General features: G+C 51.6%; 10 protein-coding genes. 3 read left to right on the top strand and 7 right to left on the bottom strand.

Features of this window, described 5'->3' with window-relative positions:
* Positions 1 to 23: 23 nt before the first annotated feature.
* The 3 genes from ACYVIY_RS15100 to ACYVIY_RS15090 form a co-directional block, all read right to left on the bottom strand.
* A complete protein-coding gene (locus ACYVIY_RS15100; RefSeq protein ID WP_460977199.1) occupies positions 24 to 3,398 on the bottom strand; it encodes a VCBS repeat-containing protein in 3,375 nt (1,124 codons plus the stop codon).
* A gap of 206 nt (positions 3,399 to 3,604) precedes the next feature.
* Positions 3,605 to 5,083, bottom strand: a complete 1,479-nt coding sequence (locus tag ACYVIY_RS15095) for a RagB/SusD family nutrient uptake outer membrane protein (protein ID WP_460977198.1) — start codon at positions 5,081 to 5,083, stop codon at positions 3,605 to 3,607.
* A gap of 127 nt (positions 5,084 to 5,210) precedes the next feature.
* A complete protein-coding gene (locus ACYVIY_RS15090; protein ID WP_460977197.1) occupies positions 5,211 to 8,339 on the bottom strand; it encodes a SusC/RagA family TonB-linked outer membrane protein in 3,129 nt (1,042 codons plus the stop codon).
* Positions 8,340 to 8,821: 482 nt separating this feature from the next.
* Here ACYVIY_RS15090 and ACYVIY_RS15085 point away from each other — a divergent pair, with 482 nt between their 5' ends.
* Positions 8,822 to 11,782: an FAD-binding and (Fe-S)-binding domain-containing protein gene (locus ACYVIY_RS15085; RefSeq protein ID WP_460977196.1), complete on the top strand. Its 2,961-nt coding sequence runs from the start codon at positions 8,822 to 8,824 to the stop codon at positions 11,780 to 11,782.
* Positions 11,783 to 11,906: 124 nt separating this feature from the next.
* On the opposite strand, the gene ACYVIY_RS15080 is transcribed toward ACYVIY_RS15085, so the two are convergent.
* From ACYVIY_RS15080 to ACYVIY_RS15070, 3 genes are all read right to left on the bottom strand, one after another.
* Positions 11,907 to 13,082 carry an efflux RND transporter periplasmic adaptor subunit gene (locus ACYVIY_RS15080; protein WP_460977195.1) on the bottom strand — a complete coding sequence of 392 codons (1,176 nt, stop codon included), beginning with the start codon at positions 13,080 to 13,082 and terminating at the stop codon, positions 11,907 to 11,909.
* A gap of 43 nt (positions 13,083 to 13,125) precedes the next feature.
* Positions 13,126 to 17,451 (bottom strand): CusA/CzcA family heavy metal efflux RND transporter, encoded by a 4,326-nt coding sequence (locus ACYVIY_RS15075; protein ID WP_460977194.1) that lies wholly within the window; start codon positions 17,449 to 17,451, stop codon positions 13,126 to 13,128.
* 151 nt (positions 17,452 to 17,602) lie between these two features.
* Positions 17,603 to 17,989 carry a hypothetical protein gene (locus tag ACYVIY_RS15070; protein WP_460977193.1) on the bottom strand — a complete coding sequence of 129 codons (387 nt, stop codon included), beginning with the start codon at positions 17,987 to 17,989 and terminating at the stop codon, positions 17,603 to 17,605.
* 260 nt (positions 17,990 to 18,249) lie between these two features.
* Between ACYVIY_RS15070 and ACYVIY_RS15065 the strand changes: the two genes are divergently transcribed.
* Positions 18,250 to 20,781, top strand: coding sequence for a GEVED domain-containing protein (locus tag ACYVIY_RS15065; RefSeq protein WP_460977192.1), 2,532 nt, complete (start codon positions 18,250 to 18,252; stop codon positions 20,779 to 20,781).
* A gap of 18 nt (positions 20,782 to 20,799) precedes the next feature.
* Here the strand turns inward: ACYVIY_RS15065 and ACYVIY_RS15060 are convergent, their stop codons facing one another.
* Positions 20,800 to 22,209 carry an APC family permease gene (locus ACYVIY_RS15060; RefSeq protein ID WP_460977191.1) on the bottom strand — a complete coding sequence of 470 codons (1,410 nt, stop codon included), beginning with the start codon at positions 22,207 to 22,209 and terminating at the stop codon, positions 20,800 to 20,802.
* A gap of 205 nt (positions 22,210 to 22,414) precedes the next feature.
* Between ACYVIY_RS15060 and ACYVIY_RS15055 the strand changes: the two genes are divergently transcribed.
* The gene (locus ACYVIY_RS15055) at positions 22,415 to 23,035 is read left to right on the top strand and encodes a hypothetical protein (RefSeq protein WP_460977190.1); all 621 of its coding nucleotides are present in this window, start codon (positions 22,415 to 22,417) and stop codon (positions 23,033 to 23,035) included.
* The last annotated feature ends 50 nt before the right edge of the window (positions 23,036 to 23,085 follow it).

The following is a 23,085-nucleotide window of genomic DNA, read 5'->3' as shown; positions in this document are numbered from 1 at the left end:
CGTAAAGGAGCGTTCGTTGTCTGTTATTTTTTCAGCACAAAGAGCTGTGCCCGATCGTTGTTTTTAGCTAGCACGAGCTGTCCCTGTGCCAGCCGGGCCATACGCCGAACCTGCCCCCGCACAAAAAAGCCAGACTGAGCGGGATTGACAGCCTGATAACGTATCATCCCGTCTTTGGCTTTACCTGCATTACGTAGCACGACTCCATAACTGGCATCGTAACGCCCTACTTCGGGTAATACGTCGAAGAAGTTACCGGCTAATACCAGATCGGTTCGGTTATCGTGGTCGTAATCGAGAAACTGAATCCCACAGACTGGCGAAAACTGCGCTTCGGCCGGAAGCGGCTGTACCGTTAGTTTTCCTTTGCCGTCGTTCAGGAGCAGCACTGAGGCACCCATATAGGCTCGTTGCACAATGGCTTCGCTGAGCTGCTTTTCGTCTAAAATATCGGTGATTTTCTTACCGGCGTAATCCGTGTATTTTATGTACTTTTTCTTGATGCTGGGCATCTGTTTCTGCAAGTCCTGCTTCAACACCATCGGGAATAATTCACCGGTTTCGTCGGCGCAGTTAATGATCTGTTCCGTTGTTCCGTTCTGGTCAAAATCGCCGATGTAAAGCTCGGCGGGTGTGGTTTGCGTAGCTCGGATTCGGGAGTTCAGGCCCAGATTTCCGATTACCAGATCAAGATCTCCGTCGCCATCGGCATCACCGGCTTTCACGCAGTTCCACCAGCCATTGGTTTTCAGCGCTTCCCCTTTTGCATCCGTTATAGTCATGGCTGGATTCTGACTCAGCTTACCCCGTTTGTTTTCCATCACCCGTATGGGCATCCAATCCCCCACAATGATCAGTTCGGGAAACTTGTCCCCGTTGAGATCGGCCCAACTGGCGCTGGTTACCATACCTAGTTGATCGGCGTCTGGTAACGACCGCTTGGTGTAGTTCTTGAAATTACCGGTACCGTCGTTGGTTAGTAGATAACTCGGAGGATTGTGTCCATACTGACCCGGAACCAAGCGAGAGCCGACGAACACATCCACGTCGCCATCCTGATCGAAATCGGCAGCGGCTACACAGGAACCACTCGCTTTCAGATTGGGCAATGCCGTTTCAGAACGCGTGAATACACCTTTCCCATCGTTGAAGTAAAACCGATCCAGCAACTCCTCGGCGTTGGCATCGTATTCGTTACTACCCGTAACCACGTAAAGATCCAGGTCAGTGTCTCCATCTGCATCAAACAGAACAGCGTCCGCAGCTTCGCAGGCCGTATCCTGACGTAGAGAAATCGACGTCTTCTCCACGAAACGACCACCCGGTTGCTGGATAAAGAGCCGGTGACCTTGCCCGTCGGCGCCCCCAAAGAAGATGTCCTCTAAACCGTCGCCATTAACATCCCCAGTAGCCATCGCCGGCCCTTGGGTAGACAGTTGCTGCTTGAGCAAAGCGTCGCGATTATAATCAACAAAGTTGCTTTCGGCATGAACGTAGTTTAACCCCGACGCGGCTGAATTATCAACGAAAGCCCCTTCTGTACGACTGGCAGCGGGCCTCCATAGCTGATTAGCCTCCTTTATGCGAAGCGTCAGCAGTTGGTTCGCTTTGGGTTGACGTAGCGTCTGCATCCGATTATCAGGCCAGATCACCTGTACGGAATCAATTTGCGGCTGGTTTCCCAGACCGAACACCATGTTCAAATCGACTGAGGATTGAAAGCCACGGTTTGGCATTTGCTGCAACACCTGCGTCTGCCCCGCCTGGTAAACAAATACTCGTGCTCCAATCGCGTTTAGGTTTTTGCCTTCACCTACCAGTTTTACTTTTAGATAGTTGGTTTTCAACTTCTCCTGGGACAGATTCTGATAAATAGCTACGGGCGAGTTGACGTTGTTGACAACCAGTTCCAGGTCCCCATCGTTGTCGAGGTCTCCATACGCGGCCCCATTCGAAAAGTCCGGTTCGGATAATCCCCACTCAAACGCCTTGTTTGTAAACTGGAGATTCCCTTCGTTCCGAAACGCGTAGTTCGGTACAGCTTCTGAAGGGGCTTTGTCGAGAAATTCTTTGAAATTAAAAGCACGCTGGCGGGCAATCTGGGCAATATTTTCTCGATCGGCAAGGAAGTTAACGAAGTCCTGATCCGTTACGTCCTTGGCGATCCCATTCGCTACAAATAGATCCTTACGACCATCGTTATCCATGTCGAAGATCAAGGCACCCCAGCTCCAGTCAGTGGCGTGAACCCCGGCAAATCGGGCCACTTCACTGAACGTCGGCAGCCCTTCGTTACCTGGCTGATTGCCCTGGTTCACGTGCAGCATATTCTGCATGACCTGATAGTGAAAATCGCGGTTGAGCTTAATCTGCTCCAGTTCGTGGCTCTCGAAAGTAGAATTCTTTTTCAGCCGCCGATCATCACCGGGCAACATGTCGGTAATGAAAATATCCAGTTTGCCGTCGTTGTTAATATCTGCCACATCTGCGCCCATAGACGATAGACTGGTATGCGGCATCGACTCTTTAATGGTTTCGCGGAACGTACCATCCTGCTTGTTGATGTACAGGTAATCGCGCTCGTAGAAGTCGTTAGAAATATAGATGTCTGGCCAGTTGTCATCGTTTACGTCGCCGATGGTAATCCCCAGCCCAAAGCCAATCAGGCTGCCATAGATGCCCGCCTGTTCGCTGACGTCAACGAAGTGTTTGCCTTTTTCCTGATCGTTCCTGAACAGCTTATGCCCCCCGAGCGAATCCCGCTGGGCCCGTATGTTGGCGTACATTAACCGCCCAACCGGCATAAAACTGTTGTTGAGCAGATACATGTCCAGGTCACCGTCGCGGTCGTAGTCAAAAAAAGCCGCGTGGGTCGAATACCCCCGGTCGTTCAACCCGTATTCAGCCGCCTGCTCCTGAAACGTAGGGATGCCGTTTTTATCGTTTCCGGTGTTTATGTATAATTCGTTGGCCCGATCGTCTCCTTTCCGGATGCCAGCATTACATACGTACAAGTCCAGTCGCCCGTCTCCATTAACATCCGCAAACGTAGCGCCCGTACTCCAGGCCCGTTTACCAGCTACTCCGGCTTTAGGCGTTACGTCGTCGAACTGCATCTTACCGCGATTGAGATACAGTTTGCTGTCGCCCATGTTGGCAATCAGGAACAAGTCCGACAAACCATCGCCGTTTACGTCCCCGATAGCGACGCCACCACCGTTGTAGAAATTTCGGTAGTTGAAAATATTGAAATCTTTATCGTCAGTAACCGTATTGACGAAATTGATCCGTGTTTCGTCGGCAGAAAGTTTTTGAAATAGCGGGTCTGAAGGGCTCTGCTGACCTGACCGACAACCAGCCAGTATGACTACACTGAAGAAAAAGAAACAAATGCGCATCAGCACAAACACCTAATAAGAAATGTATCAGTTACGGACTAAGAGCAGGAAGGGTCTAGGAACAGTTCTGGAATAGAAGACAAATCTATTAAAAATAGTGTTCTATTTATCCGTTTCCGATAATTAATTGGCTTTTAATCAGGGATGAATACCAAAAAAGCAAGCCCGATTGAGCTTGCTTTTTTGTTGACTGAATCAGGAATGGGTTAATAGCCCGGATTCTGCTTTAAGTTTGGATTCAGCGAAAGCTGATCGTTCGGAATCGGATACAGGTAGAAGTGCTTATCCGGATCGACGGCCTTGAACCGTTTTGCATCTGCATACGTATCGAACCGAATTTGGTCCTGACGGCGGTGCAACTCGCCTGCCAGCTCGCGGCCCCGCTCGGCCAGAATATTTGGCAGCGTCAGCGCCGTAAAGTCTGGCATACCCGCCCGCGCCCGAATGACGTTCATGTCGGTCAAAGCTCCCGCCGTGTTCCCTAGGCGGAACTTGGCTTCACCCCGCATCAGATACACGTCGCCTAAGCGGAAAACAACGAAGTCATTATCCTGCTCGGTGAAGCTGTTGTTCTTCTGAATTTCGTATTTCTGGTAACGTGCGCCTTGCACCCGTCCTTCAGCCCCCGCAGCCAAGACAAATGACTTAACTTCTGGTGTGTAAGCCAGCGGTATGTTATCATCTTGCAACGGTGTGCCATCGGCTTTATACTGCTGACCGACGAGCCACATTTTCTTGCGGACGTCCTTGTCGTCGAAAGAGTTGTAGAATTCGGTTACTGCAGCAAAGCCATTCCAGGGAGCCGTACCGATGTTGTACGTCAATTGGTTCAGGTAGTGAAGCGTCTGCATCTGGGGGTGGAAACCGCCCCGCTTCGACTTGTCAAAAGGCGTAGCCAGAATAATTTCAGGCGAGCCCTGGTTCTGGATGCTGAAATTGCTGAAGAAATCACTGGCCAATCTGAATTTACCCGAATTGATAATCGTATCGCAACGAGTAATCGCATCCTGCCAGCGAGGGGTTCCGGTATATACCTGCGCATTCAAGTACATTTTAGCCAGAATCATATCGACTACGTACTTGTTCATCCGCCCATAATACGCTCCACCAACCGTACTGCTTAAGTTCGGACGAATGGCCAGTAGCTCTTTCTCGACGAAATTAAACACTTCGGTGCGGGTACTTTGCTTAGGCGTTCCGCTGCTGACCTGGTCGGCAATGATTACGTTACCGAACATATCCATGGCCTCATAATGGAAGAACGCCCGTAAAGCCCGCAACTCCGCTTTAGTAGCCTCATCTTTAATTGTACCAAGCTGCTGGTTGATTGACGTAATATTATTATAGCACCAGTTCCAGGGCCCATTAAACTGGCCATTGTCAGTGACCGGGTTCCAGGTGTGCGTATACAAACGAAGCCAGTTATCGCCGTCTTTCCAGTCACCTCCGCGAGTCGGAACAATCATTTCGTCCGTCGTGGCGTTCATGTTGACTTTGTTACCCCAGTATTCGCCTAACCCGTTATAGAGGGGGCCAATCAGGGCAGCGGCCTGTGCAGGAGTGCTACCAAACGTACCGCTGGTTGGGATAACGTCGTACGTGGTTTCGGTAAGATCTGTACAGGCCTGACCTGCCAGCATCAGCGCCGAACAACCCAGAAGCACTTTTACCGTGAAATATTTCATAGTAAGTTTTTGAAATTTAGTTAGTTACAGTTCTTAATCAATTTGTACGGACTAACAATGTGTTTAATCCGTTGTTCTTGACCAATCTGTTTATTTCATCATAGATTGGTCAAGAACAGATTACTAATTAGAACGTCAGATTTAAGCCTAGCTGGAACGTACGAGTTTTGGGATAAACGACGTTTCCGTAGCCACCTCCATCTAAACCAACGGCATTAGGTGCCTGCTGAAGTTGACCATTATTCTGCAGATCAGCTTTTACTTGTAGCTCGGGATCAACGCCTTTATATTTAGTGATGATGAACAAGTTGTTACCACCAGCATAAATCCGGGCGTTCGAGATGTATTTGCTGGCTGGTAGTGGGATATTATAGCCAATTTGCCAGTTATCGAAACGCACAAATGAACCGCTCTCCAGCCAGTTTGTCGACAATACGTTCACCCCGTAATTGCTAGGGTAGTCCGTTACGCCTTTCAGCATGTTCGTTTCCAGAATAGAACCCGGAATCAGCAGGTTGGACCGGATGGCATTCAGGATCGTATTTCCAAACGTACCGCGCAACTGGAAGTACAAATCGAATCCTTTATAGCGGAATGTGTTGATAAACGAAGCGTTCAGGAACGGCTGCGGATTACCCTGTCTGAGCGGGTTACCGGCTGCAACAGCAGCCGCTGCATCCGCTTTCGATACATCCGTTACCGGTGTATCCCCTGAACCTGGTTTTAGCAAGGGCTGGCCATCAGCAGCGTAAACTCCTGTAAACGTAGGAACGTTGTTGAACTCGCCCAGCGGCTGACCTGGTGTTAAATAGGAAGCAAATACGTCTGACAGACCACGACCGTTGAACGGGTTAAAACGAACCTGACCATTACTAAACTCCTCGTTTGACAGCGAAACAATGGTGTTCTTGTTGTAGGCACCTACAACCCGTGAATTCCAGGAGAAGTCCCCTTTCTGAATCACATCGCCACCGAAGGATAGTTCAAACCCGCTGTTACGCATCGAGCCTACGTTGGCCAGAATCGTGTTGGTAAAGTACGTAATACCATCGGCAGGCACCGAGTACGGATAGAGCATGTCTTTGGTCAGCTTGTTATAATATTCAAGCGTACCCGAGAAACGGCCACCCAGCAACTGGAAGTCCAGACCAACGTTCGAGGTTGTCAGTACCTCCCATTTCAGGTTCGGATTCGCGTTTTGCGAGATACCATACCCTGGCAGGAAGTCTCCCAGCGTACCATCGTAGTACGTACCTTTCTGGCCGTACAACTGAATCGAGTTGTAAGCTGCAATACCTTCCGAGTTACCCGTTTGGCCCCATCCAGCACGCAGTTTCAGGAAGTTAAGTGTGTTTCCTTTGGGGAAGAAGGGCTCGTTGGAAAGAGTCCAGCCTGCACCTACCGACGGGAACACGCCCCATTTGTTGTTGGCACCGAATTTAGAACTACCATCCCGACGCACCGTAGCAGTGACGTTGTACTTATCGTTCAAATTCAACGTAGCCCGCCCAAAGAAGGAGATCAGCTTCGAGTTGTTGCGGTAAGAAGTGGCGTAGTTGTTACCGGGGTTCACCAGTGTACCTGAGCCCAAACCAAGGTTGCTGTAATTGATATCGCTGGTTACGAAACCCGAGTTAGCTGCCTGAAAGCCGTCGTTATCAAAATTCTGGTACGAATAACCCGCTAATAATGAGTAGTTGCTGTTTTGAGTGCCAAATCCTTTGGCGTAGTTAGCCGTCAGCTCCAGCAATTTCGTATTTGATTCTCTAAAATTACGGCTTGCCCGACCATTGTTAGCGGCAAATGCTTTAATAGCTGGATTGGTATAGAAGTTATCAACGGTGTTATCCCGCTGTATCTGACCATTAACGCCAAGTGTCAAACCGTCTAACACCTCATAGCGCAGGTTCATTCCTCCCTGCAAATATCGCTGTACGCCGTTGTTGATAACGTTTTCGAGCATGGCAACCGGATTGAAGAGGTCGAAGCTTCCCCCTACCTCATAATACGAGCCGTCAGCGTTGCGTACCGGCAATGTCGGTAGAAACGTAACGGCACGGCCGATGATGCCACTATCGTATTTTTTGTTCGTTTCCGAATATGACAGGTTATACTGAATATTTAGCCGGTTATCGAACGACTTCTGATCGAGGTTAATACGACCCGTTATACGATCCAGTCCCGTATTTTTGATAATACCGTTCTGATTGATGTAGTTGAGCGAACCCCGATAACTGAACGCTTGTGAACCACCTGCAATAGCGAGATCATGGTTGTTGACAGCTCCGTTCTGTGTAACTTCCTTCGTCCAGTCGGTATTATAGTTTCCATCCGGGAAACGCTGTTTATCGTTTAAGGAAGCAGCTCCCTTGATCTGAGAAACGGCATCCCGATACCCTTGTGCGTCCAGCATTTCATACCGCTTTGAAATGGTAGATACACCTACATAGTTATTAAAAGAAACCGTTGTTCTACCCGACTTACCGCGCTTGGTTGTAATGAGTATAACGCCATTGGCCGCTCGCGAACCATAAATGGCGGCTGCAGAAGCGTCTTTCAATACATCCATTGACTCGATGTCGGAAGGAGCGATGGTGTTGATAGGAACACCAATCATACCATCTACAACGTAAAGAGGATCCGAACCACCGGCTAGCGAGGTGTAACCACGCAAACGAACGGTTGGCTGCTGGTTAGGATCACCCGACGGAGCGGTAATAACCAGACCGGCAACTTTACCCTGGATAGCCTGCAATGGGTTTGGGTTTACCCCAGCGTTAAAATCTTTCGACGTAACCTGAGCTACTGATCCGGTTAGGTCTTTCCGCTTGGAAGTACCATAGCCTACGACCACCACTTCTTCCAGTGCCTTTGTATCGTCGACGAGTTTGACATCGATCGATGACCGGTTACCAACCGCCACTTCCTGCGATGTGTAGCCGATAAAGCTCATCACCAGCGTCGCATTGTCGGGTACGTTACTTAAGCTGAATTTCCCCTCAGCATCGGTATTTGTTCCGCGCTGGGTGCCTTTCAACTGCACACTAACGCCCGGCAACGCCGAGCCAGCTCCGTCAGTAACCCGGCCGGTTACAGTACGTTCCTGCGCCCAAGCGGTAAAACTACCCAGTAGCACCAAAGCCAACATGGTAGCAAAGCTCATCAGTGCTTTCCGCCCAAATGACTGGGGTTGGGTTGTCCTAACCTGGCCTACGTAACCACCAGAACGGTAAATAAGGTAGGAATTGTCCATCATAGGTATACAATAAAGATTTTAAATAAATGAGTATTATTTCTGGCCTAGATTAACCCGTTAATCCCCGTTCTAGAGTCCTTAACTATCAGACTAACAGGCTTATTACGCACTTGTCCGTCCTACTGCCATTGGAACTTGTTTAGAAAAAGTAGAATATTAACCCGAACCAGTCAGCAAATTACAAAATGTCATTACGAAAATACAAATGTCACAAAGTTAAAATGGGGTTAACCAAGGCTAAAATCGTATCATAAAATTTGTTAACAAATGCCAGCATAATTGCACTATTTTCTTTTGCAATTATTATTATAATTTATCTATCAACTAGTTAACTTAATAACCTCTATCAATAAATAAAATTTTACCATGTTTATGTGTACGAACGGCGTAAGAACGCTAAAGGCAAAATTTTTGTAGTATTTACAGCTATTTTTGCTGATCAAATGGCTTGATTCACTTATAAGCCTGACAGACCGCCTGTAATGAACGCTTACGCCTTCCAGACATTAGCCGATCAGTTGACCGGCGACCTTTTCACTGACACTACGTACCGCACTTTATATGCAACGGATGCATCGGCTTACCGGGAGATGCCAGCCGCCGTTGCCATTCCAAAAACAGCAGACGATCTGAAGGCGTTAATCGCCTTCGCCCGGCAGCAAAAACAGGCGGGTGAACCTGTGTCGTTAATTCCGCGGACGGCGGGTACATCGCTGGCAGGGCAGGTGGTCGGGAATGGCATTGTGGTGGATGTATCCAAGCATTTTACCAAAATTCTAGAGGTAAATCCTGACGAGCGCTGGGTACGCGTGCAGCCCGGTGTTGTCCGCGATGAGTTGAATCAGTTTCTGAAACCGTACGGCTTGTACTTTGGCCCCGAAACCTCCACGGCGAACCGGGCGATGATTGGTGGTATGGTTGGCAATAACTCCTGCGGCTCGAACTCCGTCGTGTACCGGGCTACGCGCGAGCATACCTTGTCCGTGAAAGCATTGTTGGCCGACGGCTCGGAAGTAGAGTTTGGTCCGGTTACCAACTGGGAATTCACCAAACAGGTTAGCGAAGCCAGCCGCCGAAACGGATCGGCAACATTGGCCGATAAGATTCTGCTCAAAACGAATGCCCTGCTGGCTGATCCCGTGAATCAGGAAGAAATTCGGCGCAACTTCCCAAAGAAAACCATCGAACGGCGGAATACGGGTTATGCCTTGGATGTGCTGCTCGACATGGAGCCGTTTACGCAGGGCGGGGAGCCCTTTAACCTAACAAAGCTGATTGCCGGATCGGAAGGTACGCTTTGTTTTCTGACCGAGATCAAGCTGAATCTGGTTCCGCTGCCTCCCAAAGAGAACGGCCTGGTTTGCATTCACTGCCATTCCATCGACGAATCGCTGCGAGCTACGTTGGTCGCTCTTCCATACAAGCCCTACGCTGTTGAACTGATCGACGATATTATCCTGGAGCGGGCTGACACAAATCCCGAACAGCGAAAAAACAGCTTCTTTGTTCAGAAAACGCCTACCGGCCATTTTCCGATTATCCTGGTGGTCGATTTGTCGCGCGATACGCGGGCTGAAATTGAGCAGTTGGCGGCTGAGCTGGAAGCTGAACTGCGCGCGGCAGGCTTGGGCTATCACTTCCCATTGTTGTTTGGCGATGACACCAAGAAAATCTGGACACTCCGCAAAGCCGGCTTAGGTCTGTTAGGCAACCTGCCGGGTGATGAAAAAGCGGTGGCGGTGATTGAAGATACCGCCGTTGATGTACAGGATCTGCCCGATTACATCCGCGATTTCAACGAGATTCTGCGCAAACACAACATGGCGTCGGTCCACTACGCCCACGCGGGTTCGGGTGAGTTACACCTGCGACCAATCATTAATCTCAAAACCGAAGAAGGGCACCGGCAATACCGGATGATTGCCGAGGAGATTGCTACGCTGGTCAAGAAGTACGACGGTTCGTTATCCGGTGAACACGGCGACGGGCGGCTACGGGGTGAATTTATTCCGCAGATGGTTGGTCCGCACAATTATGAGCTAATGCGGCAGCTCAAGCACACCTGGGACCCCGACGGCATTTTCAATCCGGGCAAGATTGTTGAAACGCCCCCAATGGATACGTTCCTGCGGTACGAAGCTGGCCAGCAGACTCCGGAGTTTCAGACGTACTTCCGGTACCACGACCAGACGGTTCTGCAACATGCCGAGCAGTGCAACGGCTCCGGCGACTGCCGCAAAACCCAGCTTTCGGGCGGTACCATGTGCCCCAGTTACATGGCGACCCGGAACGAAAAAGACACGACGCGGGGGCGAGCCAACATTTTGCGGGAGATGCTGACGCGCTCGCCCAAAGAAAACCGGTTCGACCACGAAGAAATAAAAGACGTATATGACCTCTGTCTGTCGTGTAAAGGCTGCAAAAACGAGTGCCCGTCAAACGTAGACGTTGCCAAACTGAAGGCGGAGTTCTTACAGCATTATTACGACGTGAATGGCGTACCGATCCGGTCGCGGCTCATTGCCAATTTCGCCCGGTTGTCCGGACTGGCTTCGCTGGTTCCCTGGGCCTGGAATGGCGTATTGGGTACACCGGCCCTTCGGCGTATTGCCAATCGTGTAGTAGGTTTCCACCCCGAGCGCACCATGCCTCTGATGGGGAAAACGACGCTTAAGCGGTGGGCCGATGGCCGACGGTCAAAACAGGCCGATGGTCCTTTAATTTACCTTTTCTGCGATGAATTCACCAACTACAACGACGTAGAGGTCGGGCAGAAAGCCATTGAGCTGTTCGAGCGGCTTGGCTACCAGGTTCGTATTCCGAAACACGGCGAAAGTGGTCGGGCGGCCTTGTCGAAAGGTATGCTCAAATACGCGAAACAGTTAGCTGAGTATAACGTGCGTACTCTTAAAGACGTGATTACGGCCGATACGCCTTTGGTCGGCTTAGAACCATCGGCCATTCTTACGTTCCGCGATGAATACCCGGACCTGGTCGATGAGTCGTTAGTGGCCGATGCGAAACGTATTGCCGAGCACGCCCTGACATTTGAAGAATTTGTTGCTCGCGAGCTTGATGCCAACCGCATTCGTCCGGAGCAGTTTACTGATGAGAAGCGGCTGATAAAACTGCACGGACACTGCCAGCAAAAGGCGGTCTCGTCGCTGGTACCCGGTAAGAAATCGCTGTCGCTGCCCAAAAATTACACGGTGCAGTTGATTCCGTCCGGCTGCTGTGGCATGGCGGGTTCGTTTGGCTACGAAGCGGAGCATTATGACGTATCGATGAAAATTGGGGAGCTGGTGCTGTTCCCGACCGTTCGCCAGCAACCCGACGATGTGATTATTGCTGCCCCCGGAACTTCCTGCCGTCATCAGATTAAAGATGGTACGGCTCGTCACGCCAAGCACCCCGCTGAGATTCTATTTGAAGCATTGGCGTAAGCTACGTATGACACACATTTCGATATAAATACTTTTTGTCGTTCCTCGGAATGACAAAAAGTAAAAGATTTGCATTCTGGTTTTTAGCACGTTGTTAAGTACCTTATTTATAACTGCCATTCTCCTACTCTTCTTCCTCACCCTCTCCTTTAGTGAACTGCGCTTCTAAAGTATAAGCGCCTTTGACGACTACCTTCGATAAATTGGTTGCTGTGAGTGGGACAACTTCGATTCGGCCCTGTTCGCTTTGCCCGATCTTGACCGGTATTCGGCGAAACGTTTGCCCCTGACCGGTCGGTACGTAGACGAATCCATTCTGACCTTTGCGTACAACGGCTTCCTCTGGTAAGGTAGTGGCCTGACGGGTACCCGTCAGAATACGCGCGTTCAAGAACATACCCGGAATGAGTCGGGCTTCCTGCGCTTCGTTGTCGATGTGCCCGTGGATGGTGATGGTACGTGCCTCGCCTTCAAACGCTTTGCCAATCAGATAAACCTTACCCCGAACGGTTTCCGACCCAAGCTTGACATCATTGAGCAGGATTGTCTGGCCGTTTTTCACCTTAAAGGCGTCGTTTTCGTAGACATTCAGTTCCAGGTGTTTGTGCGTCTGATCCATTATTTGAAATAACACATCCGTCGTAGCTACCTGCTGCCCCAGGTGCACGTTAGAGGCCGTTACATAGCCCGCCACCGGCGAAACGATCCGCATAACCGGTGACAAGACGCCTTTTCGGAGCGCTTCCATGGGGGTTCCCAGCGTGCGGAGCTTAAGCACCAGCGAACTCACCAACGCCTGGTTGCTGCTGTAGTCGGCCTGGGCCTGCTGAAGCCGTTTTTTAGCCCCAACATCTTCGGCATTTAACGTTTTCTGCCGCTGAAGTTCTTCCTCCTGATACGTGAGTTGACTAACCGCCTGCAAATAATCCTGCTGCATCTGAATGTAATCTAGGCTTTGCAGGGTAGCGAGCGTGCCCCCTTTGGCAACGCGCTGGCCGGGCAACACGCCTACACTTTTGATGACGCCGTTGATCAGCGGACTCACCGAAGCCATGTACTGAGGAGGTACATCGACGGTGCCGGTTGTTTTGATCTCATCGCTGACGCTCGTTTGCGTGGCCGAGCCAATCGCCAGGCCGATTGTCTTCGCCTGCTCAGGGGTTACCGTAACCTGGTCGGCCTGGGGGGCTTCAACGGCCGCTTGTTCGCCTGAAGCCGATGTGTCCTCTTCGGTGGGTTCGCTTTTTCCGGAACAGGCCAGAAGGGTAATCAGACTAAAAAATGCTAGTACGTATCGCATACTAAAAATGATTCGGATCGTGAATGAGCAGTGGTTACCAACACTAGTCGATACCCAGCAGCTGCTCAAGTTGAATGGTAACATTGGTATAGTTGAAGGCAGCTTCGAGATACTGCTCTTCGATGACGAATGCCTGCTGGGCATTCTGAAAAAATTCTACGTAATCGATTTCGCCCGCCCGGTAGCTACGTAACGCCGTTGACTGAATTAAACGGGCTTGTGGTAAGGCCGACTGCTCAAAATACGTAAGCGAAGCACGTAGCGTTTCGGCATTGCGTTGCAGCATAGCCAGCCGCCCGGTCAATTGCGTTTGCGTATAGGCAAGATTGTTATCGACAATCTGTTCATTGATACGAGCTGCGGCAATACGGGCCTTCGTAGCCTGATTGAACAGCGGCAGTGATACACCCGCCTGTACGACATTGTACCCAAGTTCACGCAGGATCGACTGGTTGTAATAACCAATCAATACGTCTGGCTTTAATCGCTGGCGCTCCAGATCCGTTTGATTCCGGCTGACGGTACGTTCCTGCTGGATAGCCGCCAGCACCGGATTACTGTCCGAAATCACCCGCTCGGTCAGCGGCAGATCGCGACGGAGAGCTACAGTAGTATCTATGACAACGGGAGCGGGCGCATTTACCAGTAGCTGCAGGCCGCGCGTATGCGCTTCGATGTCGGCCCGTAACGTTAACTGCCGCAGGCGAACACCTTGCAGCCGGGTGTCGGCCGATACCTGCTCCAGTCGGTTTGTTTCGCCGGTTTTGTAACGAACAGCCGCAGCCCTGGCCGCATTCTGGAATAAACTATCCTGCCGACGCAGCAAGTTATCTAACCGATAATCAAACAAAAGCTGATAATACGCCTGCTTGATGTTCGTGTTCAATTCTAAACGCCGAAGCGCCAACCGACGCTCGGCTGAGGTAGCCGCACTTTGGTACAACTGCTTTTGGGCTCTGTAAAACGAAGGCAGCGCAAAAGTCTGGGTCACCCCCACAATGTAGTCGGTGGGTTGAGCCTGCGTCTGACCAACCTGCACTTCCACTCCGGTTTTTGCCGGATCGAACGACGAACGAATCAGGGCCCGCTGGCTCTCTACTTCCAATGCACTACTCCGTAACAAAAGACTTTGCCGATTCGCGAGTTCAAGCACCTGCGGTAACGACGTTTGGCCAAACCCGCTGCTGCGGAGTCCAATAATCAGCAAGATTGTTAACGCTGTCGGTACAGCCGTGGAAGGCCTGGACGTATCGCGTTTCGTTTTCCCGGCTACCATACTGTATAGAACGGGCAGCACAATAAGAGTAAGAAGGGTGGCCGTAATCAAGCCGCCAATAACGACTGTCGCCAATGGCTTCTGAACCTCCGCTCCGGCCGATTTTGACAAAGCCATCGGCAAAAACCCTAGCGATGCCACAGCCGCCGTCATGATGACGGGTCGAAAGCGAACCCGCAGGCCGTGCAGGATGCGTTCGTAAATGTCCTGTTCGCCATCGCGTTCCAGCTCATTGAGGTAGCCGATTAACACGATGCCGTTCAGCACAGCCACCCCAAATAAGGCAATAAAACCTACGCCCGCCGAGATACTAAATGGCATATCACGTATCCACAACGCCAGTATACCCCCAACGGCCGCCAGCGGGATTGAGCTAAAAATCAACACGGCGTATTTAAGCGAGCCGAAGGTGGCAAACAAGAGCATAAAAATGAGAAACAGCGCCACCGGAACAGCAATACTAAGCCGGTCTTTAGCCCGCTGAAGGTTTTCGAAGGCCCCCCCGTACGTAAAATAGTAGCCAGTGGGCAGCTTGACTTTTGATTCGATCCGTTGCCGAATATCGCCTACCACGCTTTCCACGTCGCGCCCCCGAATACTGATGCCAACGGTGATCCGCCGTTTGGTGCCGTCGTGAGCTATCTGAGCCGGTGCCTGCGTGTAGTTGATCGTTGCCACCTCATTCAGAGGAATACTACCACCACCGGGCAGGGACACGTATAGCCCGTTTAAGTCGTTTATATCCCGTCGACGGGCGCTGTCGAGCCGGATAACCATATCGTACCGACGCTCTCCTTCATACACCAGACCCGTAGCTTCACCGGCAAAGCCTGCTTTAATGAGCCGGTTTACGTCGGCAATGGCAATTCCATACTGCGCCAGTTTATCCCGCTTATATTGTATGTTAATCTGGGGTAGCCCCACCGTTTGTTCAACGCGCAGCCCGGCTACGCCCGGCACCTTCTCAATCAGCTGGGCACAGGCGTTCGCCCGGTCGAACAGCAGTTGAAGATCATCGCCAAAAATTTTCACCACAATATCGGATTTTACCCCAGTCATCATTTCGTTGAAACGCATCTGGATGGGCTGTGTCAACTCTGCCGACGCACCGGGAACTTCCCGCTCCAGCACAGCCGCCATCTTTTCGCCCATGTCTTCGCGATCGGTGGCGTTTGTCCAGGCCGATCGCTCTTTCATGTTGATCATCAGATCGCACATTTCAACGGGCATCGGATCGGTCGGAATTTCGGACGCGCCCACGCGACCTACAATCTGCTTTACCTCGTGGAAGTGCGTACGCAGCGCTTTTTGGGCTTTGAGTGTAGCATCAATTGTGGCTGACAGCGACGTACCCGACGGCATTCGGAAGTCGATCGCCATATCCCCTTCGTCGAGCTGCGGGATAAACTCACCGCCCAGCCGACCGAAGAGCAGCGCGACCCCAGCCAGCATACCTACCGCAACCAGCACCGTTGTTTTGCGCCAACGTAACGCCACCTTCACCAACGGCTCGTACTGTCTGTACAGCCAGTCCATCAGCCGGTCGGAGAAGGTTCGCTTGTCGGTAATGGTTTTTGGCAGTAGCAGCGCCGACATCATGGGTACGTATGTCAACGACAAGACCAGCGCGGCCAGAATCGCGAACCCGACCGTTTGCGCCATCGGCCGAAACATTTTTCCTTCAATGCCCGTCAGGGAGAGAATAGGCAAGTAAACGATCAGAATGATGATCTCACCAAAAGCCGCCGACTTCCGGATCGACGAAGCCGAATCGAATACCGCATCATCCATTTCGGCCGCGCTGAGGGTCCGGCCAACGTAACGTTTGTTCGAACCGAAGTGATGCAGCACAGCCTCGACAATAATGATCGATCCATCGACAATCAAACCAAAGTCGATGGCGCCCAAACTCATCAGATTTGCTGATAAACCCAGCGTTTTCATCATGCCCAGCGTAAACAGCATGGCAAGCGGTATCACCGACGCAACAATCAGGCCTGCCCGCCAACTGCCGATTAGGATCAGCAGGACGGTGACAACGATCAACCCTCCCTCCAGCAGGTTACGTTTGACGGTGCTGATGGTCTGGTCGATCAGCTTGGTTCGGTCGATGAACGGTTCAATCCGGATTCCCTCGGGCAGCGACGACTGAATGCGCCTGATCCGTTCTTTAACGCCTTCGATGGTCGTTTCGGAATCGGCACCTTTCAGCATAAGAACGATGCCGCCCACGGCTTCACGTTCGCCATTACGGGTTAGAGCACCGAAACGTACTGCATGACCAAAACGGGCTGTGGCTACGTTACCGATGCGAATGGGCAGGCCGTGGTCGGCTTTAATGATTATATTTTCAATATCGTTCAGGTTCGCCACCGCTCCCTCGCCCCGGATAAAATAGGCCTGGTTGTTCCGTTCGATGTAGGAACCACCCGTATTGGCATTGTTGCGGGCCATGGCATCGGTCAGCTCGGTCAGGGTCACCCCGGCCGATCGCAGCCGATCTGGGTCAACAGCCACTTCGTACTCTTTCAGATACCCCCCGAAGCTGCTGATTTCAATTACGCCCGGAATACCCGCCAGCTGACGTTTTACAATCCAGTCCTGTATGGATCGCAACTCCGTTAATGAGTACCGGTCTTCGTAGCCAGGCTGCGGAACCAGGGTATACTGATAGATCTCGCCTAACCCCGTCGTAATGGGCGCTAAAAAAGGACGACCATAATCGGTCGGAATGTCCTGAACGGCCGTTTGCAGCTGTTCCGAAACCAGTTGACGCGCTTTCAGCATGTCGGTGTCTTCGGTAAAGACGACGGTTATCACCGATATACCCAGCCTGGAGACCGAACGTATCTCTTCGACGTTCTGTAGGTTGGCCATCGCCAGTTCGAGCGGAGTTGTTATGAAGCGTTCGGCTTCCTGGGCCGCCAGGGCAGGCGTTTGGGTGAGAATAACGACCTGATTGTTGGTTATGTCGGGTACGGCATCTACCGGCAGGTTATACGCCGAGTAGCCGCCCCAACCAATCAGGGCAACCACAAAAGCGCCAATGATTAATTTATTTCGAATGCTAAATCGAATAATGGCATCAAACATGAATATAGAAAAACAGAGGCCGCTCCAGCGGCTGAAATGACCAACTATGGGAGCCTGATCAAAGGCGGACGCTTAAGTCAGGCGAGCGCAATGAGTAAGTTACAGCGCATTGAGAAGCTGTATTCGTAAGACAACAGGAAAGGAGGCAGATTTACAGACGGGGCGGTTGAAATAAGGGCGTGAACACCTGCTGGCCCGTCATAGGGCGGATGTGAAAAACGGCAGCAGCCAGCAACTCGGTCACAAACGGTTTATAAACCAGCCGAAATAACTGTGTGAAGTCGTAGGTAGACGATTGGTTATCAGTAGCGGGCAAGCGGCTGTGGCTATGATTGGGCGCTTTGTCGTGGTGCGAATCCAGTACGTAATGTTCGATCAGAAACGCCCAAAACGCCAGATCGCAACCTTCTTCACGTTGATGTTCGTGATAATGCGCCATCAACTCAGGCAGTTGTGCTACCTGCTCAGTACTCATCCGCGGAAGCAAGTTCCCGGTAAATACCAGCACTGTCAATAGTAGCGCGATTACCTGTTTCATGTGTGCTGAGCGGACAACTGTCGCCCTGTACCAACTTTACTTACGTAGTGAATTGACCTTCAATGGTCTTGAAGATAGTCAAAATTACAACATTTTACGTATAAGCCCCACGCCATCAATCGTCTGCTTTTGACAAGGCTAAAGGTTACAGGCTAAATAAAGTATATCACTCAATCTTCTTGTTAGCAAATTCAGTAAATTGTTTATCAAATAGTTATTTTATTTAAATATAAGTAACATAAAAGCTTGCTGGCAACGTTATGCGCATATCACGTTTACTGTTTGTACTTCTTGGCGTATTGATTCAGGTGCCGCTCGTTGCACAGCGCTTCAAACCGCTTGTCTGCGCTACCCCCGACCTACCCGAGTCAGAACGTAGTGGCATGAGCAGTCAGGCGGCTTTTGCGTTACGTGCCAAACGAGCCACTAGCGCGCAGTCCGCGATTGTCTACGTTCCCATTCGACCGCATATCATTCGCCGAAGTAACGGGACTGATGGCATGACCCTGGATAAGCTAAACACAATCATCGCGATTGCGAACAGTTATTACCAGCAAAATGGCAGTGGAATCCAGTTTTACTTTTGCGGCACGACGCCCGATTATATCAATGACGATGCACTGTTTAATGGCTTTCCAGCATTCAACGAAGCCAGCATCAACGGTCGGGATGCCGCTAACGCGCTGAATCAGTATTACGTCAATGCCTTTGATACCAATACGTTGGGCGGCTACGGTTATTTTCCGAGTGCGGATACCCGACAATCAACCCGTTCGTTTATTCTAAACGGCGATGAAGCCGATTTAGGGAACCGACTCATACCCCATGAACTAGGCCACAACTTTGGTTTACTGCATACGTTCGCCAGCACGAGTAACAACAAAGAACTGGTTACCCGAGGAGCCGGGGCGAACTGCACAACCGAAGGCGATGAACTTTGTGATACGCCCGCAGACCCGTATGGACTGCCGAATGCGACAACCACCATTTCAAACGGTTGTGAGGTCTACAACGGCACCGCGGTCGACGCGCAGGGAAATCCGTATATGCCGTCCATGAGCAACATCATGTCGTATTATTTTCCGTGTACGCATGAGTTTACGCCGGGGCAATACAGTCGGATGCAGGCGGGTCTGGCCCTACGTCAAACCCACACATCCTACACACTGGACTGTCCGCCAACGGCCGTTACTGCACCCGATAATCTGGCGGCCACTATAGTAAGCGGGCGCGTTACGCTGACCTGGCGAGACAACGGTACCAACGAAATGGGTTACTTTATTGAACGATCGCTTAACGCTACGTCAGGTTTCGTGCCGATCGGCGGTGTTGGACCGAACACGACGTCTTTTATTGATTCTAAAGCAGCTAGTTACACGGTCTATTATTACCGGGTCAAACCGTCGAATGCCACCACAGGCGGCATCAGTTCGGTCGTAACGATCCAAACGCCCCCCTGCCGTCCAAACTACAGCAGTATTGCCTGCACGGACAGCGATGGCCTGAATGGATTTGCAATCAACAATACGGTTGTCAGTCAGCGGTCAGGCTGCTCGCCTGAGGGATACAATTCAACCCCTACGTCGGCAACCGTTGCGGCAGGTCAGCCGTATTCGTTTACTGCTACGTTACTCAGCTCAGTTTATGAGGAAGGCATGAGCATCTGGGTTGATTTAAACCGCAACGGGCTGTTTGAGACGGATCGGAATGAGCTGTTGTTCCAGACGCCCGCGACGGTCAAGGGCAGTGTTTCGGGTCAGCTAACCCTGCCTGCTAACCTGACAGCGGGTCCGCTGACCATACGCATCATCGTGGCTTATAACCAGATTCCAACTGATCCCTGCGGGTTGTATTCATACGGAGAAACTGAAGATTACGTCCTGAACGTAGTGAGTAAGTCTGTGGCTGATCTAAGCCTGTACATGCGAACCAGTGACCGGCTTCCGGCGTTGCACGAACCCGTCAGTTATTCGCTAACGGTTTATAACGAAGGCCCCAATACGGCCACGGGAATACGCTGGCAGAACCGGCTCCCAACGGGCCTCAGCTTCGTTGGTGGTGGCCCTGGTATTATGAGCTCTGCTACAGCCGTAACCGGGGCTTCCAGTTTATCGCTGGCAAAGGGTCAATCCATAACCTTTTCGTATCAGCTTCGGCCTACGCAACCGGGTACATACCTCAACGCAGCTCAGATTATAGCAACCGACCAGCCTGACCCCGATTCTCGGCCTGACTCTGGTACCGGCGATGGCGAGGATGACAGCGCCTTAGTTGATATCCGCACGCAGACCGGTGGCGGACCGTTGCTTGTATCACCTAATCCTAACCAGGTTCCGTTGCCGCTAGCTGCGTCGAATCAGCCCCCACCTGATCCCGCTAAAGCCGACCTCTCACTTAGTATGGTCGCCAGCAAACGAGTCGCTACGCTGCATGAGCTGGTTTCGTTTACCCTCATCGTTACCAACACAGGCGGTTTAAGCGCTTCGGCAGTCGTACGTGATACGTTACGAGGCATGACGCTGCAAGCAACACCGTCGGGTATGAGCATCGTAAGCACGGCGGCCGGGTACAGCGTCCTCGAAGGTCCGATTGCTCCGTTGGCCACGGGGCAGTCGGCGCAGTTGGTATTCACGGCAAGTCCAGCCACGACCGGCGTTATCCGGAACGCAGCTCAGATATGGTCAGCAAGCGCGTCTGATCCCGACTCGGTGCCGGGCGCTACTACCCCAACGGCGAATAATCTGAATGGTGAAGACGATGTTGCCTGGGTCGATTTACGCGTGCCGCTATAAGGAGAACTCATCACGAGCTTATTGGCTAAACGGCCATTGCTTACGTAGCGTGGCTACCAGCAGAAACGCGATTGTCCCCAAGCCAATGACGGCTAGTCCGGAAAGCGCAAAAGTGAGCCCGGTTGAGATAAAGACAAATGTCCATACGCCGATCACCAGCAGAACCGGTAGCGGATACAGAGGCATTCGGAACGGAAACGGTATTGATTTCGACGCTTCGTTTTCCTGTTTATTGATCGCAGCGCGTTTATGAAGCAACAACAACCCAATGGCCTGACCAATGAACTGCACGACAATCCGCATGGCCAGAATAGCCGTTATTACGTCGCCGAGCCGAAACAACAGACTGAATACAAAACCCAGACTCCCCAGAAACAGCAGCGATACGTAGGGGAACTGCCGGGTGGGATGCAGCCGGGCAAAAATCTTGAAAAACTGTCCATCAACCGCGGCCGCATAGGGCACTCGGGAGTAGCCCAGCAACACCGCAAACAACGAAGAGAACGCAACGATTAGCACCAGAATGGTTGCCAGCCGGGCCGCACTGGGGCCATACAGCGTTTCGATAAACGTACTGACAATGAACTCGCTGTTCTGAGCCTGTTGCCAGGGCACGACACTAACTACACTCAGGTTCATCAACAAATAAAGTGCGGCAATACCCACGATTGAGATAAACATACTGGCCGGAATGTTACGCGCCGGCCGCTGAATTTCACCGCCCAGGTGGCAAACGTTATAATAGCCCAGGTAACAGTAAATGGTTTTTACTGAAGCCTGCCCTACTCCGGCGGCCAGCAAACCGCCACTGATCGACCCGGCCGAAGACAAGGTTTCGCTCAGGGGAATATGGCCGCCAGTTAGTCCGCCGATGATGATCCAGCCTAAAGTCAGCAGGACAGCGCCCCACATCACCAGGCCAATCTTGCCAATCGAGTCGATTTTTCGGTAAAGCAGGATGATAATGATCAGCACCGCCCCGCCCGATACCGCCTTACGCTGCCATTCGTCGAGCGGCATCAGATACGACGCGTATTGCGCAAACCCAATGGCTCCCGATGCAACCACCAACGGCGCTTGTATGAGCGTTTGCCAGACGTACAGAAACGAAAGCAGACGTCCCCAGCGCTGAGGGCCGTACGAAATTTTCAGAAAGTTGTAGCTTCCACCCGCCTGCGGAAAGGCCGCGCCCAGTTCAGCCCAGACGAACGCATCGATCAGCGACACAAACGCTCCGAGTACCCACGCCCACAGAAACTGCTGGCCACCCATTGTTTTGATCACCAGCGGCATCACGACAAACGGGCCAATACCGACCATGTCGATCATGTTCAGCGCGGTGCCTTGCAGCAGATTCAGCCGTCGGGGCAGAGCCGAAGGGTCCGACGAGGCATCAGGAAGTTGTTCGGAGGAGGTAGAATCAATCAAAAGCGTGCCAGATTGCAGTCCGGAGAAATGAGTGACAGGACTATTGGCCAACGGTTTAGCGCAGCCGAAAAGTTCGTTTAATCAGACGATACACCCGTTTTTTACAGTCTGCTGAGCCGCGGAGCCGTTTGCCGGTTATTTCCAAACAAATGCTATGGCCAGGGGTTGATAGACTAGTAATTCGATAAACTTACACGATAACGTTATGAAAAAGTCCGTATTTCTCAGTGTAGTGCTTGTGACCGGATTAATTACGGGCGCCAGTGCTCAGAGTAAATCCGCTAAAAACAGCACCAATGGCGTGGTTTCGCAGCAAGGTAAAACCACAGATGCCAATACTAGTTCGGTAGAAGGAATGCAGCGGAAAGGCAGCGGCAAAATGGCCTCCGGTGTAAGCCGCAACGGTAACAGCAACCTGTCGCCAACGTCGCCAACCAACACGCAGGGCAGCACTTCGCAGGGTTCAGCGAGCGTACCATCGGCAGGTGGTGCCAAAGAAACTCGCACAAAGCAGGCCGCTCAGGTCAACGCGCCGAAAAGCACCAAGAACGGTACGGCTAGTGACGGTGGTTTGACGAGCAACGGCACTCCTAAATACGGAGCCAAAGTAGATCAGAACTCCACCTCTGGTTCAACGGGTGGTTCCAAGCGTCCCACGTCAACGGCCGCTACCCGGAAGGAAGCCAATACAAGCGATAAAAATGTAAGTACCGGATATCCTCAGCCAACCGGAGCTGGCAAGGCAGGCACGCCCTCGGGCAGTGCATCGGGTAAAAAGGCCGGTGGTAACAGCTACCCGCAGGGCGGCAGCAACGGCAATCAGTAGACGTAATGCTCCCTGAGCAAAAAAGGCTTTCCGCAGGGAAAGCCTTTTTT

The sequence above is a fragment of the Spirosoma knui genome, assembly GCF_054780635.1.
Note: the sequence above shows the minus strand (reverse complement) of the source record. Positions and strands in the feature narration are given on the sequence as shown.